At 71.8% G+C, this 16,248-nt stretch carries 9 protein-coding genes and 1 pseudogene; 8 read left to right on the top strand and 2 right to left on the bottom strand.

The window, feature by feature from the left end:
* The 3 genes and pseudogenes from DY240_RS19970 to DY240_RS19960 all read left to right on the top strand — a co-directional run.
* Positions 1 to 408 (top strand): annotated as a pseudogene (locus DY240_RS19970) (RNA polymerase subunit sigma-24); the annotation flags it as partial.
* Positions 409 to 493: 85 nt separating this feature from the next.
* On the top strand, positions 494 to 922 hold the full coding sequence (locus DY240_RS19965; RefSeq protein WP_147375412.1) for a hypothetical protein: 429 nt from the start codon (positions 494 to 496) through the stop codon (positions 920 to 922).
* A 63-nt stretch (positions 923 to 985) separates the two neighbouring features.
* The gene (locus DY240_RS19960; protein WP_119661599.1) at positions 986 to 1,918 is read left to right on the top strand and encodes a sigma-70 family RNA polymerase sigma factor; all 933 of its coding nucleotides are present in this window, start codon (positions 986 to 988) and stop codon (positions 1,916 to 1,918) included.
* 25 nt (positions 1,919 to 1,943) lie between these two features.
* On the opposite strand, the gene DY240_RS19955 is transcribed toward DY240_RS19960, so the two are convergent.
* Complete coding sequence (locus tag DY240_RS19955) at positions 1,944 to 2,843, bottom strand: LLM class flavin-dependent oxidoreductase (protein ID WP_199701835.1); 900 nt, start codon at positions 2,841 to 2,843, stop codon at positions 1,944 to 1,946.
* Between the two features lie 614 nt (positions 2,844 to 3,457).
* On the opposite strand from DY240_RS19955, the gene DY240_RS19950 reads away from it, so the two are divergent.
* The 5 genes from DY240_RS19950 to DY240_RS19930 all read left to right on the top strand — a co-directional run bounded on the left by DY240_RS19950 (position 3,458) and on the right by DY240_RS19930 (position 12,792).
* The gene (locus tag DY240_RS19950; RefSeq protein WP_119661598.1) at positions 3,458 to 4,486 is read left to right on the top strand and encodes an NADPH:quinone reductase; all 1,029 of its coding nucleotides are present in this window, start codon (positions 3,458 to 3,460) and stop codon (positions 4,484 to 4,486) included.
* A gap of 113 nt (positions 4,487 to 4,599) precedes the next feature.
* Positions 4,600 to 6,207 (top strand): TIGR02677 family protein, encoded by a 1,608-nt coding sequence (locus DY240_RS19945; RefSeq protein WP_119661597.1) that lies wholly within the window; start codon positions 4,600 to 4,602, stop codon positions 6,205 to 6,207.
* Positions 6,204 to 7,382 (top strand): TIGR02678 family protein, encoded by a 1,179-nt coding sequence (locus tag DY240_RS19940; protein ID WP_119661596.1) that lies wholly within the window; start codon positions 6,204 to 6,206, stop codon positions 7,380 to 7,382. Before DY240_RS19945 ends, DY240_RS19940 begins: the two co-directional genes overlap by 4 nt.
* The gene (locus DY240_RS19935; protein ID WP_199701833.1) at positions 7,379 to 11,527 is read left to right on the top strand and encodes a TIGR02680 family protein; all 4,149 of its coding nucleotides are present in this window, start codon (positions 7,379 to 7,381) and stop codon (positions 11,525 to 11,527) included. The genes DY240_RS19940 and DY240_RS19935 overlap by 4 nt, the downstream gene beginning before the upstream one ends.
* 8 nt (positions 11,528 to 11,535) lie before the next feature.
* Positions 11,536 to 12,792 carry a TIGR02679 family protein gene (locus tag DY240_RS19930; protein WP_119661595.1) on the top strand — a complete coding sequence of 419 codons (1,257 nt, stop codon included), beginning with the start codon at positions 11,536 to 11,538 and terminating at the stop codon, positions 12,790 to 12,792.
* A 64-nt stretch (positions 12,793 to 12,856) separates the two neighbouring features.
* Here DY240_RS19930 and DY240_RS19925 read toward each other — a convergent pair whose 3' ends face one another.
* The gene (locus DY240_RS19925) at positions 12,857 to 16,216 is read right to left on the bottom strand and encodes a DEAD/DEAH box helicase (RefSeq protein WP_119661594.1); all 3,360 of its coding nucleotides are present in this window, start codon (positions 16,214 to 16,216) and stop codon (positions 12,857 to 12,859) included.
* Between the last annotated feature and the right edge of the window lie 32 nt (positions 16,217 to 16,248).

Raw genomic sequence — 16,248 nt, 5'->3', positions numbered from 1 at the left:
CGCCGCCGGCTCCGCTCCGCCCGGACGCCGGCGCGGCCGGCCGCCTCCGCCGCCCGGCGCGCCGACCTCGTCCGCGAGTTCAAGCAGGCGTGGGAGGCCAAGGACATCGAGGCGCTCGTCGGCCTGCTCGACCCGCAGGCCGTCGCGATCGCCGACGGCGGTGGCCTCGCCACTGCGCACCTCGAGCCGCTGGAAGGCGCCGAGGCGATCGCCCGCGCGCTGGTGGAGATCGCCGAGGGCGTGCCCGGCCTGACCGCGCTGGAGCGGACGGTGAACGGCCAGCCCGGCCTCGTGCTGCAGGAGGACGGGGTCACCGGGACGGTGCTGGCCTTCGACGTCGCCGACGACCGGATCACCCGCGTCTGGGCCGTCCGCAACCCGGAGAAGCTGCGCCCCTGGACGAGCTGAACGGCGAGCGGCACGTTCCGTGACGAACCGGCCACAGAGCGCGACGAACTACCGATCATGCGAACACCTGTTCGATACTGGCGTCATGACGTCTGCTCGTTGGCTGGAAGATCCTCCGCTCGACCTCCTCGAGCTCGACCCAGGACGGTTGGAGATCAAGCTCCGGGCCTACGCCGAGCCGTCCGGCCTCTACACGGCCGTGCCCATCGTCATGGGCGACCGGTCGAGCCGGCGGGTGCAGGGCCGGCTCGTCGCGTGGGGTCGGCGACGAGGCGAGTACCGGTGGCGCTACCTGCTGGTGATCTGGCCCGACCGCCAGGCCGACGCGCAGGGCCGGCTGGCGTGGCGGTGGCGGTCCGGCTGGTGCGTGTTCGACCCGCGCCGGGTCCGGCCGGCGCACCGGTCCGAGGTGGTGCACGGCGGCGCGACGGACGCCGCAGACCTGTCGGCCGCCATCCGCCGGGCCCTGCCAGCCGGCCTCGAGCCGGCGCCGCCGCCGGAGTCGTACCACTGACCCGTCGTCCGATTCCTTTCCCGGCCCGCGCCGGTCCATACCGGGAGGGACGATGGGAGGACGATGACCGGCGACGACGAGTTCATGCGGCAGGCCGAGGCGTATCGGCGGGAGCTGCTCGCGCACTGCTACCGGATGATGGGCTCCTTCGACGACGCCGAGGACCTGGTGCAGGAGACGTACCTGCGGGCCTGGCGCTCGTACGACGGGTTCGAGGGGCGGTCGTCGCTGCGCACGTGGCTGTACCGCATCGCGACGAACGCCTGCCTCAACGCGCTGCAGCGCAGTGACCGGCGCGCCGTCCCCGTCGGGTTCTCCGAGACCGAGAGTCCGGCCGCCGGTGTGGCGTGGTTGCAGCCGCTGCCCGACGCGCTGGTCACGCCGGAGTCCGCGGACCCCGCCGCCGTCGCCGTCGTGCGGGACGGGGTGCGGCTCGCGCTGATCGTCGGGCTGCAGTACCTGACGCCGCGGCAGCGCGCCGTGCTGATCCTTCGGGACGTGCTCGCCTGGCCGGCCGCGGAGGTGGCGACGGCGCTGGACCTGGAGGTCGGCGCGGTGAAGAGCCTGCTGCAGCGGGCCCGGACGCGGTTGCGCGAGGTGACGCCGTCGATGGACGACGTGCTCGAGCCGTCGCATCCGCGGGCGCGCGAGCTGCTGGAGCGGTACATGACGGCGTTCGCGACGGCCGACGCCCGCGCGTTCGAGGAGGCGCTGCGGGCCGACGCCGTCCTCGAGATGCCGTCCGCGGCGATGTGGTTCGCCGGCAAGGTCGCCTGCGTGGAGTACCTGATGAGCGAGGTCGTCGGCGTGGCCGGCGACTGGCGCAAGCTGCCGACGGTGGCCAACGGGCAGCCGGCGTTCGGCGCGTACCTCCGCGACGGGTCCGCGTTCGGGATGGCCGTGCTGACGGTGACCGATGCGGGCATCGCGCGGGTCACCGTCTTCGCCGAACCGGATCTGCTGCCGCGGTTCGGCCTGCCGGCGTCGCTCCCCTGAGCGCGCCGGCCGGCCGCTGACCCCGTCAGCCGATGAACTCCTTGGCGAACCGCCGGATCGCCTCCGGGTCGGTGGCCTCGTGGAAGCCGACGATGAGCTGCTGGACGCCGGCTTCCTCGTAGGTCGCGATGCGGTCCCGGACCGTCTCGACGGAGCCGTAGAGCAGGTAGTCGGCGAAGTCGCCCGGGTAGAACGCACCCATCGCCGGCGAGAGCGCGGCCTGCGCCTCCTCGTCCGTGCCGGCGATGAGGCAGGCCGTGGTCGCGGTGCGCAGGATGGTGTCGTAGTCGCGGTTCGCGTTCTCGCAGTGCTCGCGGAGGATCGCGTACTTCCGCGCCGCGTCGGCGGGCGACACCATGACGTTGCAGGCGTCGGCGTAGTCCGCGACGATCTTGAGCGTCATGCGTTCGCCGCCGCCGGCGATCATGAGCGGGATGTGCGGCTGCTGGACGCCGCGCGGGAACGTCGTCGGGTGCTGCCACATCTCCCTGATCGTCCGCACGCCGTCGCGCAGGTGGCGCAGCCGCGTGGGTGCGTCGGCGAAGTCGTAGCCGAACGCCTCGTAGTCGGGCTGGTACCACCCGGCGCCCAGGCCGAGCGTCAGCCGTCCGCGCGACAGCACGTCGACCGTCGACGCGATCTTCGCCTGCAGCGCGGGGTTGCGGTAGGAGTTGGAGCTGACCAGCGGGCCGATCCGGATGCGCTCGGTGTCCCGGGCCAGTGCGGTCAGCATCGACCACGACTCGAACATCGGCGCCGGCGACGGCGGGATGGTCTGCAGGTGGTCGGGCAGCCAGGCGGCCGCGAAGCCGCACTCCTCCGCCGTCCGCGTGAGCTCGATGACCCGCTCCGCCGCCTCGACCGGGTCGTCGAACGCGCCCAGCTCGCCGCCGAACCCGACCGGCAGGAAGATGCCGAATTCCATGGTGATGCCTCTCTGTCCGCGCCGCCGTACTGTCGTGCGGCTCTCACATGTGGGCAGACAGGGAGGAGCGGCCAGAGGAATCGGCGATGCGTCGGCTGACGTACGAAGGGGCCGGCCGCAGCCGACCCCGTTCGCTCCCTGCGGCTCGACCTCAGCCGAGCTGATGCAGGGCAACACCCAGAATCGAGGAGATCACCACACCCAACGGCCACAGATCCCTCAAGATCTGGCCGATGACCTCGGTGTGCTGGCGCAGCTCTCGTAGCCTGCACAGCAGCGTTCTGACTCACCTGGATTCCTCCCAAGTGCTGAGGCCAGCAGGTGAACCGCTCTAACAGCCCGCCCGGTAGCCCATCTCTGGACTACGCCGGGCGGATTCCCGATATAGTTAGCCGACCAGCGTGACATCCGGACATTCATCCCGTCAACGGCTAACATAGGTTGTGGGCGGGTGAGGTGCTCTAACACCGATGACCCCGGCCAAGCCCCGGCGCGTGCTGTTGTGACTCCGCGCCGGGGCTTCTAGCGTCCTGTCCCGCCACCGAGGAATGTGGCCGCGCCATGGCCGGTTGCCGTATCGAAGGCACCGTCCGTTGAAGGGATGCGACACCCAGATGAAGGCGATCGTGCACGACGAGTCCGGCCCCGCCGACGTCCTCCGGCTCTCCGAGCGGCCGGTTCCCGATCCCGGTCCCGGCGAAGTGCGTGTCCGCATCGCTGTCTCCGGGGTGAACCCGACCGACTGGAAGTCGCGCAGCGGCGGCTACGGCGCCTTCTCCGGGACCGAGTCGGTGCCGAACCAGGACGGGTCCGGCGTGATCGACGCGGTGGGCGACGGGGTCGGCGGACTGGCCGTGGGCGATCGGGTGTGGGTGACGCTGGCGGCACACGAGCGCCCGGACCGCGGGACGGCGCAGGAGTACACCGTCGTGCCGGTGGAGCGGGTGTTCGTCCTGCCCGACGGCGCCGGCTTCGAGCTGGGCGCGGCGGTGGGCATCCCGGCGATCACGGCGCACCGGGCGCTGACGGTCGCCGAGGACGGGCCTGAGCGGCTGAGCCCCGGCGCGCTGGACGGCCGCGTGGTGCTGGTCGCGGGCGGTGCGGGTGCGGTCGGCAATGCCGCGATCCAGCTCGCTCGCTGGGCCGGCGCGACCGTGATCGCGACCGTGAGTTCGGACGCGAAGGGCGCGCTGGCGACCGCGGCCGGCGCCCACCACGTCGTGCGGTACGGCGGCGGAGCCGACGTCGCGGCCGCCGTCCGCTCGATCGCCGCTGACGGCGTCGACCTCGTCGTCGAGGTGGCCGCGGGCGCCAACGCCGCGACCGACACCGCTGTGCTGAAGCCGCGCGGCACGGTGGCGATCTACGCCAACAACGGCGACGTGCCGTTCAACGTCAACGTGCGCGAGTACATGGGCCTGAACGCCCGGCTGCAGTTCGTGCTGCTCTACACGGTCGGCTGGGACAAGCTCCGCGCCGCCGGCGACGACGTCAACGCCGCGATCGCCGCCGGCGCCTTCCGCATCGGCGGCGACGCCGGCCTGCCGCTGCACCACTTCACGCTGGAGCAGACGGCCGACGCCCACCGCGCCGTGGAGGACGGCGCCACCGGGAAGGTCCTCATCACCGTCGCCGACGCCTGAGCCGTCATTCTCACTGGTGATCATCCAGGAAACGAGGTGTCCTGACGCCTCTTTTCCTGGATGGTCCTCGGGCGGCCGCCGGCAGTCCGAAACCAGCCAGTACCTTGGTGCACATGTCTGATTCGGAGGTGCGCCGCCGGGCGGACCTCGTCTCCGCTTCGGACGCTCCGACGAACGCCGTTGCGTCGACGGCCCAGCCCTTCGCTCACCTCAACGCGCCCAACGCGGGGCTGTACCGCAGCGTCATGCGCACCTTCGCGCGCGCCAAGGAACGGTTCATCGTCCATCTGCGGCCCGAGGACGTCGCCGCGGAGCTGACGCACGACAGCGACGAGCAGCTCGTCCAGGCGCTGGAGCAGCTGGTCCAGTGGGGCAATCTGCGGGCCGACCCCGACACCAGCCGCGCCACGTCGCCCGAGGACTTCCATCGCAAGCGCTTCCTGTACCAGCTCACGACCGCGGGACACGCGGCGGAGCAGGCCATCGCATTCTACGAGCAGGCCATCGGCCGCCGTGGTGCGTTGCAGTCGGTGGCGCTGGAGGACATCGCCGAGCAGCTGGCGGCGCTCCTGGTGCTCGCAGAGCAGCCCGAGCCCGATCCCGCCAAGACGCACCGCCTGTTGTTGTCGCTGGCCGAGCGTTTCACGTCGCTCGCCGACAACGCGCAGGCGTTCATGGCGTCGCTGCGCCGCGCCATCGACTTCTCCGACGGCGATGTCGAGGGGTTCGTCGCCTACAAGGAACGGCTGATCGACTACATCAACCGGTTCATCGCCGACCTCGCCAACTCCGGCGCTCGCATCGCGACACTGCTCGCCGACCTGGAGTCCCGCGACCACGACCGGCTGCTGCGGCTGGCCGCTTGGCGCGAGGCGCTCGACTCCGTCCCGGACGGACCGAACGAGACCGACGCCTACGCGCGTGCCGAGAACGCCGCCCTGGCCACGTGGCACAACCGGTGGCGGGGACTGCGTGACTGGTTCGTCTCGGCCGACGCCGGCCATCCTTCGCAGGCGCGGCTGCTGCGGCAGGCCGCCGTCACGGCGATCAAGCAGCTCATCGACACCGTCGGCATGCTCAACGAGCGCCGCACCGGCCGCTCCGACCGCTCCGCGGACTTCCGCACCCTGGCGCGCTGGTTCGCCGAGGCCCCCGACGAGGACGCGATGCATCGCCTGTGGCGCGCGGCGTTCGGCCTCTCACCAGCCCGTCACCTCAGTGTCACCGCGACCACACTGACCGAGTGGGACGAGGCCGAACCGCCACCGTCCACGCCGTGGTCACAGGCACCGCCCATCCGCATCTCACCACAGCTGCGCAGGACCGGCTCCTACGAGCGACGCGGCCGGCCGCATCGGGTGGAGGACCGGTCGGCCGCTCGCGAACTGCTCCGGCGGCAGGCCGAACAGGAAGCGGCCGAGCTGGCAGCGGCGCGGCGCCGACTCGCCACCAACGGCCCGCTCCGGCTCTCTCAACTCGGCGAACTCGACACCCGTGCGTTCCGGCTCTTCCTCGCCCTCCTCGGTGACGCGCTCGCCGCCCGCCTGCCCGGCGACACCGAGGTCAAGACGACCACATCCGACGGCTCGATGGAGGTGCGGCTGTCGCTCCTGCAGGACGGAGGCGGCAGCGGCTGCGAGGTGGTCATCCTCACCGAGGACGGAGTGCTACGCGGCCCGGAGCACCTCATCGAGATCACCGACCTGGCGGGCGGGCCATGATCCTCGACGAGGAGACCGCCCAGCGGCGCGCGGCGCTGCGTTCCCTGCTCGCCAAGCCCTTGCTGACCGCCGAGCACGATGCGGAGGCGCTGGTCGCCGTCCGACGTCACCTGACGTACCTGCGCGAGTGGCTGGCGCGCGAGACCGGGTGGCGGCTCCAGGCCGATCCCGAGACCGCCCGGCTGTTCGTGACGACACCGACGACCACGGACGCGACCCACCCGGCGCGGGGCCGGGCCGGTGAGCCTTACGGTCGCCGACGCTACGTGCTGCTGTGCCTGGCGCTCGCAGTCCTCGAGCGCTCCGACGCCCAGACCACGCTCGGCACGCTGGCCGACCAGCTGCTGGACCTCGCGGCGGAACCGGAGCTGGCGGCCACCGGCATCGAGTTCACCATGGACAACCGGTCCGAGCGGTCCGACCTCGTGGCGGTCGTCCGGATGCTGGTCGACTGGGGCGTGCTGGCCAAGGTGGCCGGCGACGAGGACGCCTACCTGTCGGTCGCCGGCGACGTTCTCTACGACATCGAGCGGCAGGTGCTGGCCGCGCTCCTCACCGGGAACCGCGGGCCGTCCACCGTCACGGCCGAGTCGTTCGAGCAACGGCTGACGGCGCTGACCGCCGAGGCGGTCCCCGACACCGACGAACTGCGCAACCAGGCGCTGCGCCGCCGGCTGACCCGCCGGCTGCTGCTCGACCCCGTCGTCTACTACGACGAGCTCGACCCCGCGGAGCGGGCCTACCTGATATCGCAGCGGCCCGCCATCACCCGCCGAATCCACGAGGCCACGGGACTCTGGCCGGAGATCCGGGCCGAGGGCATCGCCATGGTCGACCCCGATGACCAGCTGACCGATGTGCGCATGCCCGAGCAGCGCACCGACGGCCACGTCACCCTCCTCGTCGCCGAGTACCTCGCCGCGCGGCAGGAAGCCACCGTCGACGAGTTGCACCAGTTCGTCCGCGGCATGGCCGGCAAGCACACGGCGTACTGGCGCAAAGGGGTGACCGAGCCGGGCGCGGAGCGACAGCTGCTCGCCGTCGCGCTGGAGAAGCTGGTCGCGCTGCGGCTGGTGGAGGCCGGTCCGAACACCGTCCGCAGCCTGCCTGCCATCGGCAGGTTCGCCGTCGACGCACCCACCATCCGCTCCACGGAGGTGATGGAGCCGCGATGACCGCTCCCACGATGACGCCGACGATGCTCCCGATGCCCACGTCGCGGCGGTGGAAGCCGCTGCGCGCCGGGCTGGTCGATGTCTTCTACTACGACGCCGAGGAGTTCCACTTCCACGATGGCCGGCTGCTGCTTCGCGGCAACAACGGCACGGGCAAGTCGAAGGTATTGGCGTTGACGCTGCCGTTCCTCCTCGACGGTGAGCTCTCGCCGCACCGCGTCGAGCCTGACGGCGACCGCCAGAAGCGGATGGAATGGAACCTGCTGCTCGGCGGGAAGCACCCGCACCCTGAACGCACCGGGTACACCTGGATGGAGTTCGGGCGGATCGGTCCTGACGGCGAGCCGGAGTTCCGGACGATCGGCTGCGGGCTCAAGGCCGTCAAGGATCGCGGCATCGCCAGGCACTGGTATATCGTCACCCCACAGCGTGTCGGCGAGGAGCTGGCGCTGATCGGCCCCGGCCGCGTGCCGGTCACCCGCGAGCGACTCCGTGACGCCGTCGAAGGCCGGGGTCTGGTCTACGACCGCGCCTCCGACTACCGGCGCGCCGTGGACGAGGCGCTGTTCGGCCTCGGCGAACGGCGGTACGAGGCACTGGTCAACCTGCTCATCCAGCTCCGGCAGCCCCAGCTGTCCAAGAAGCCGGACGAGAAGCGGCTGTCCTCGGCACTGACCGAGGCGCTCCAGCCGGTCAGCCCGGCCCTGATCCGCACCGTCGCCGAAGCCTTCCGCGGGCTCGACGAAGAGCGGCGGGCCATCGACGGGCTGCGCGACGCCGAACAGGCGGCCACCGAGTTCCTGCGGCACTACCGCCGTTACGCGGAACTGGCCGCCAAGCGCATGGCACGGGGGCCGCGCGAGACACAGAGCCGATACGAGTGGCTGGGGCGTGACCTGGCCGAGGCTGAGCGGCGGCACGCCGAGGCGCAGAGCGACCTGGCGGCCGCGGAGAACCTGCTGGCCGAACTCTCCGAGGCCAGAGCCCGGCTCGAGGCGCGGCGCGACGCGCTGCGGCAGAGCCCGGAGATGCGCGACGCCGAGCGGCTGCAGCATCTGCAAGCCGACGCGGCACGGCTGGACGAGTACGCCGCGAGGCTCGAGGCGGACAGCGCCACGCTCGAGGGCGAACTCCGGCGGCGACGCGACCTGGCCGATCACGCCACCGTCCGGGAACGGCAGATGGAGGCGGCGTTCGAAGCCGCCGGGTCGAGGGCAACGGACGCGGCCGAGCGTGCCCTGTGCGCGGCCGCGCACCGCGAGGTGGCCGGCCAGTGGGAGACCGACCTCGCCACCGCACGGCGCGAGACCGCGGCCCTCGCCGAGCGCCAGTCACGTGCCGTCGACGAGCTCGATCGTCTCCTGGCCACGGTGGCGGCGGAGTCCGTCCGGCTCGACCAGGCTCGGCGCGAGGTCGACCGGCTGACCGCGGAGTTGCAGACCGATGCCGATCGCATCGCCGTCGCGGAGCAGGCCATTCGCGACGAGACCACCGAGCTGTCCGGCCGCTACCGGGCCTACCTCCATGGCGTGTCCGAGTTCCACGTGACCGATGCCGATGCGGTGCTGTCGCTGCTGGAGGCCTGGGCGGTCAACGTCGGCGGCGCCAATCCCGCGGCCGAAGCGGTCGACGTGGCGGTGCGGAGGGCGACCACCGAGCTCGGACGTCTCGAGGCGGAACTGGAGGCCGAACTGCGCGACCGCCGGGCTGCGGCACGAGGGATCGCCGACGAGATCGAGCGACTCGAGGCCGGCGGGCACGATGCTCCCCCGGTGCCGTACACCCGCGACTCCGACGGCCGAGCCGAGCGGCCGGGCGCACCGTTCTGGCGCGTCGTCGACTTCGCCGACGGCATCCCGAACGAGCATCGCGCCGGAGTGGAGGCAGCGCTGGAAGCGGCCGGAATCCTGGACGCGTGGTTGTCACCGGACGGAACGCTGCGCGGTGCGGACGACACCATCCTCGCGACGGCGTCCGGCGATGCGGCCGGCGGGCCGGTGGCCGGACGAGCGACCTGCCGGGCCGTCCTGCGCCCCGCCATCGACCGTGCCGACGGTCAGGCGGCGGCGCTGTCCGACGACCTCGTCGACACCGTGCTCGGGCAGATCGGGCTGGGCCCCAGCGACGACCACGGCCCGCGCACCTGGGTCACGTCCGACGGGCGATGGGCCAACGGCGTCCTTGCCGGCTCCTGGCACAAGACCGACGCGGTGTTCATCGGCGAGGGCGCCCGCGAGCAGGCCCGACGCGCCCGGCTGGAGCGGCTGCGCGCGGAATTGGCCGAGCTCGAGTCGCGCGTTGCCGAGCTCGACGCCGGGGTCGACGACGTGGCCGCGCGCCGTCACCGCCTCGACGACGAGCATCGCGCTCGCCCAGCAGACCAACGCCTGCGCGAGGCACACGTGAGACTGGCCGGCGAGCACGAACGCCGTCGCGACCACCACGAGGCGCACGCGGCGGCCGAGGCGGCGGCACACGAGCGAGAAGCACAGCTCGCGACAGCCCAAGAGCGCGCCACCGAGTTCGCCGGCGACGTCGGCCTTCCGCCTGACGCCCCTGCGCTGGCGGATGTCCGCTCCGGCGTCGGCGAGTACCGGGTCGCGCTGGCTGGGCTGTGGCCGGCGGCCGAGGCGCTCCTCGGCGCTCGCGACACGGCACAGACCGCGGCCGAGGAACTGGCCCGCACGGCCGAGCGGCTGGCGGACGCCGCCGCCTCGGCCACCGAGGCACGAGAGCGCGCATCGGCCGCGGCCGAGACGTACCGCGTCCTGCACGAGACCGTGGGCGACGCCGTGGAGGAACTACGCCGGAAACTCGCCGCCGTAGCCGACGACCTGCGTCGACGCGACCAGGACGAGCACGCCGCTCGCGACGCCGCGAACCGGGCCCGCGAGAACCGCGGCCGAGCGCTCGGTGAGCGCGAGACGCTCACCGAGCAGATCGCCACGGCGGAGGCCGAGCGAGACGCCGCGGTCGCGCAGTTCCAGCAGTTCGCCGTCACGGGCCTGCTCCGCGTGGCACTGCCCGAGCTGGAGGTTCCCGACCCGTCCGAGCAGTGGGCCGCGAAGCCGGCGGTCCTGCTGGCGCGCACGGTGAACGCTGCGCTCGATCACGTCGACGACGGCGACGGGCCGTGGGACCGGGTCCAGAAGCGGGTGGCCGAGGAACACAAGCTGCTGTCCGACGCCATGGCGCGGCACGGCCACTCCGTCGGGCTCACCCTGCGCGCCGGGGTGATGATCGTGGACGTCGTCTTCCAGGGCCGCACCCGGGAGATCCCGGAGCTGACGACGGCGCTGGCCACCGAGATCGAGGACCGGTCGCGGCTGTTGTCGGCGCATGAACGCGAGATCCTCGAGAATCACCTGCTCAACGAGGTCGCCGGCACGCTGCACGAGCTCATCGCCGCCGCCGAGGACGAAGTACGCACGATGAACGACGAGCTCGCCGCCCGCCCGACGTCCACGGGCATGCGGCTCCGGCTGATCTGGCGCAGCGCCCGCGACGCTCCCGACGGTCTCGAGCAGGTTCGCGACAAGCTGCGGCAGACGGTCGACGCTTGGTCCGAGGCCGACCGCGGCGCCGTCGGCGAGTTCCTCCAGCGGCAGATCGCCCGCGAACACGCCGAGAACCCCGCCGTGGGCTGGTACGAGCAGCTCACGACGGCGCTCGATTACCGCACCTGGCACGAGTTCACCATCCAGCGCTATCAGGACGGCCAGTGGCGGCCCGCGACGGGCCCCGCCTCCGGCGGCGAGCGAGCGCTCGTGGCCTCGGTGCCGCTGTTCGCCGCGGCCTCTGCTCACTACAAGTCCGCGGCCAATCCGCATGCCCCACGCCTGGTCGCGCTCGATGAAGCCTTCGCCGGTGTCGACGACGATTCCCGCGCCAAGTGCCTGGGGCTGCTCGCGACCTTCGACATGGACGTCGTGATGACGAGCGAGCGCGAATGGGGCTGCTACCCGGAGGTGCCCGGCCTGGCGATCAGTCACCTCGCACGGCGGGACGGCATCGACGCCGTGCTCGTCACCCCGTGGCGTTGGGACGGACGTGAGCGCCGCCGAGTGGACCGTCCCGTAGCGGCGCTGCCGTCGCCCGAGCCGTCGCCTGGTGCCGAGCAGCCCGACCTGTTCGGTGCGGACTGAGACTGCCGATGGACCACTCCTCGGCGGACGATCGGCTGCGTCGCCTGCTCGGTGGGCCGCACACCGAGTGGCTCGTCACGCGAGCCCGGCGCCGACTCGAACTGGGCCGGCCGCTGACGGGCACGGTCACACTGGTCGATGCGTCGGCGGAGCAGCGTCGCGCGGTGGAGCTGCTGCTCGGACGGCGTCCGACCAGCGGCGCCTCTCTCAGTGTGTCGTTTGACGAACTCGACCGCACCCTGCGGGCGTCCGGCGCCGGCCCCGACGGCCTCGCCTCCGCCGTCGAGCGGCTGACCGGTCCCGTGCGCGACCGAGCCGGCGAGGCCGCGAGCGTCGCGGCAGCGTGGGCGTCGGCGTTCCGCGAGCTCGACGCGGTTGTCGGCGAACGCCCTGAGCTGACGCGGTGGCGAGCCTGGCTGGACACCACCGGCGTGGTCCGGCGGCTGGTCACCGAGCCGGTGGCGGCGCGCCACGTCCTGGACGCCGTAGCGCGTGTCGTAAGCCGGCTGCCGTCGACGGGTGTGCCGCTCGGACGGCTCGCCGCGGAGGCCTGTGGCGACGCTCATGCCTTGGACGAAGGCCGGCCGATCGCCACGTTGGCGCTGTCGGCCGCTCGTGCCCTGGCCGGCAACTCGCCGGCCGGCGGTCTCCCTGGAGACGGTGCGTCCGCCGGCCGTCGCGAGACCTGGGCGGCGGTCGGCGTCTATCTCGACGACCTTTCGTCCACGGTGTTGTGCCTCGGCCTGCCCGGCGACGAACGCAGCTCGCTGGGCCGCATGCTCTCCGCGGTGCGTGCGGGTGGCGAACCGTGCGTGCTGACCCTGCGCCAGTTGCGCCGCCACGATGGTCCGGTCCTGCCACGTGGAGGTGTCGTGCGGCTGTGTGAGAACCCGGTCGTGGTGGCAGCGGCCGCGGAGGAATTCGGGTCGGCCTGCCCGCCGCTCGTCTGCGTCAACGGCCGTCCGTCCGCCGCGGTGTGGCGGCTGCTCGACCTGCTGGCGTCGGACGGCGCACAGTTCGCGTATCACGGCGACTTCGACTGGGGCGGCGTCGCGATCGCCACCGCGGTGTACGAGCGGGTCGGCTTCGCGCCATGGCGCTACGACGCCGCCGCTTACGACGCGGCGACGGGCTCAGCATCGCTGAGCGGGACCCCGCTGCCAACCCCGTGGGACACTTCTCTCTTCGCTGCGATGTCGCGCCGGGCGGTCCGTATCGAGGAAGAACTCGTCCTCGACGACCTCCTCGGCGATCTGCGGCCCTGAGACCGGTTCCGGTCGTCGACGTCCGACCGAGACATCCATCCATCGCCGACCGTCCTCCTGCGGCTTACTCCAGCAGTCGCCGGATGTCGTCGACGTCGAGGCGTCCGCCGAAGGCGTTGCCGTCGTCCATGACGCTGGCCGACAGCTTTGCCTTGCGGTCCTTGAGCGCCATGACCTTCTGCTCGATGGTGTCGGCGGCGATCAGCCGGTACACCATGACGTTGCGGGTCTGGCCGATGCGGTGCGTGCGGTCGACCGCCTGCGCCTCCGTCGCCGGGTTCCACCAGGGGTCGAGGATGAAGCAGTAGTCGGCCTCGGTGAGGTTGAGCCCGAACCCGCCGGCCTTGAGGCTGATCAGGAAGACCGGCGCCGTACCCTCCTTGAACTGCGCGATCACCTGCTCACGGTGACGCGTGGACCCGTCGAGGTAGCAGTACTCGATGCCGGCCGCCTCGAGCCGCTCGCGCACCAGGCCGAGGAACCCGGTGAACTGGCTGAACACGAGCGCCCGGTGCCCGCCCTCGATGACGTCGCCCAACTGCTCGAGCAACAGGTCGATCTTGGCGCTGGCGATGTCGCGATGCTCCTCGTCGACCAGGCCCGCGTGCAGGCTGAGCTGCCGCAGCAGCGTCAGGGACCGCAGGATGACGAGGCGGTTCTTGTCGACGTCGTCGAGCAGGCCGAGCACGCGTTGCCGCTCACGCTGCAGGTGCTTGTCGTAGACCTTGCGGTGCTTCGGGTGCAGGTCGACCTCGAGCACCTGCTCCTGCTTCGCCGGGAGGTCGGCGACGACCTGCTCCTTCGTCCGACGCAACACCAACGGCTTGATGCGCCGCCGGAACTGCGCGAGCCGCTCGGCGTCGCCCTGCCGTTCGATCGGCCGCCCGTAGTACTCCTCGAACCGGCCCGGATGCGGGAACAGGCCGGGTGCCGCGATGGACAGCTGGGACCACAGCTCCATGAGGTTGTTCTCGACCGGTGTGCCGGTGACGGCCAGCTTGAACGGTACGGGCAGCTTCCGCGCCGCCTGGTAGGTCTTCGACTGGTGGTTCTTCACGTGCTGCGCCTCGTCGAGCACGAGCCCTGACCACTTCACCTGCCCGTAGGCGTCGGCGTCGAGCCGCAGCAGCGTGTACGTGGTGATGACGACGTCCGCGCCGGCCACGACCTCGTCGATCGGCCGTCCGCGGCGCCGCAGCGTGTCGGTGACCGGCACGACGGTGAGCCCGGGAGCGAACCGCGCCGCCTCGCTGACCCAGTTCGACACCACGCTGGTCGGCGCGACGACGAGGAACGGCGGCATCGCCGGATCGGCCTGCTTGGCGTGGCAGATCAGCGCCAGCGTCTGCAGCGTCTTGCCGAGCCCCATGTCGTCGGCGAGGATGCCGCCGAGCCCGTTCTCCCAGAGGAACGTCAGCCATCGGTAGCCGTCGAGTTGGTACGGACGCAGCTGCGCCTTCAGCGTGCTGGGCGGTGTTGTGTCCTGATCGAGTTCGCCGAGGGTCAGCAGCCCCTGCACCTGGCGCTGCCAGGAGTCGGCCTGGTGGGTCACGACGCCGAGCGACGCCAGCTCCTCCCAGAGCCCGGCCTGGAACCGGCTGATCCTGGTGCCGTCGCCGGTGTGGTCGCCGAGCGCCCGCGCCTCGTCGATGAGCCGGCGCAGCGTCTGCAGCTCGGGCTTCTCCAGCGAGAAGTACCCGCCGTCCGGAAGCAGCAGGTACGGCTCGTCGCGTGCCAGCGCCAGGAACAGGTCGGTGAACGGGACCTCCTGCCCGTCGGCGGTGATGTTGACGCCGAGGTCGAACCAGTCGGTCTCGTTCTGCGTCGCCTCTGTCGACACCCCGATGACCAGGGAGTCGCCGACCTCGCGGTAGTCGGCCGGCTCGCCGAGCACCTCCACCTCGACGTCGTCCAGGTCGCGCAGCCTGGGCAGCGCCTCGGTGCTGAACCGCATCGTGTCGAGCCCGTCGAGGCGTCGGCGGGCGACCGGCGGACCTCCGCGCGACGGCGTGCGTCGGCCGGCGCCGTTCTCGTCGCCGGCTGGCCCCAGTCCCAGGAGCCTTCGATCCAGGCCGGCCAGCAGCGCCCGTTCCGCCGCCGGATCGCGGAACCCGTCGTCGGCGCCCTCCGGGAACGGATCGTCCAGCGGTATCCGCCTCGTCGCGTCGCCGACCTGGTAGTGCCACTCCCAGTCCAGCTCGAGCCCGTGATCGTCGCCGTAGTCGGCTCGGGCGACGAGCCTCGGCCCGGAGATCTCCGGCGGCGTGAACGACTCGTCGGACGACACGACCGTCGTCAACCGCTGCAGCCGTGGGACGTACTCGTCGCGGAACCGCTCGATCTCCGCCGCCGGGACCGTCAGCCGCGCCCCGTCCAACACCAGCTGCTGCAGCTCCGGGCCGGTCGGCCGCTCGAGCTTCGCCAGGCCGAACCGCCAGTTCTGCGGGTCGTCCGTGGTCTCGAGGTTGTCGCGCGGCGCATAGACGACGCCGTGCCCTTCGGTGCCGATGAAGCGGACCGGCACGACCTCGCGTTCGACGCCCTCGACGGTGAGGACCGGGACGATCACGAGGTCGCTGTTCTTGTCTGTCGTCACATCGAGCTCGAGCCGCGCCGTGCGGTAATGGTCGACGTCGCCGGTCCTCCTCTTGCCGTAGACGAACCGCAGGCCCAGGCTGGCGGCTTCGTCGAGCAGCGGCCACAGCTGGGTGGACTCGAACGCCGTCAGATCAAGGTCCTTCTCGTCCCGGCCGTACGGCGAGTAGTAGCCGGAATCGTCTCGCCCGGCGTCGTAGAGCAGGAAGAACTGACGCAGCCAGCGCATCTTGTCGGCCGGGCCGGCGACGAGTTCGGGCCGATACCGCAGCCTCGACCAGTTCAGGTCGCCGGCCACCCAGCCGGCGCGTCCGGGTCGCACCAGCCTCGCCAGCAACCGCGGCTGTGGTGCGGCGGCGTCTTCCCACCGGCCGGTTGCCCGCGGCCGGCTGGACAGCGTCAATTGAACGGCGATCTCGACCGGGCCCGTCCCGTCGCCCTTCGGCCTGGCGTTGCTGTTCAGGAGCGAGTCGAGCGACCGCTTCCAATCGACCGCGGGCTCCGGCTGGCGGCCCCGCACCGGCCCGCCGTCGCTCAGCGCCGTCATCACCAGCGCGACAACGTGCTTGCAGTCGAAGCCGACAGGGCAGTTGCATCGTCCCTCGACGAACACGTAGTTGCGTGGCCCGTTCGGCCGCACGAACGCAACCGTCGAGTACGGCTGGCGAGCGCTACCGACCACTCGGCCCTTGATGACGCCTTGGCTGGGCTCCCACTCGACCTCGATCGCGGCGCCGCTCTGGGCGTACATCAGGCCGCGCACGAACGTGGACGGGTCCACCACCTTCAGCAGACCCGCATCGTCGTTCGCTTGGATTCCCGGCCACATGAAGATCAACCTAGCCGCCGGGTCCGACAACG

This window comes from Jiangella rhizosphaerae (assembly GCF_003579925.1).
GTDB lineage: Bacteria > Actinomycetota > Actinomycetes > Jiangellales > Jiangellaceae > Jiangella > Jiangella rhizosphaerae.
This window is presented reverse-complemented; position numbering and strand designations above follow the sequence as displayed.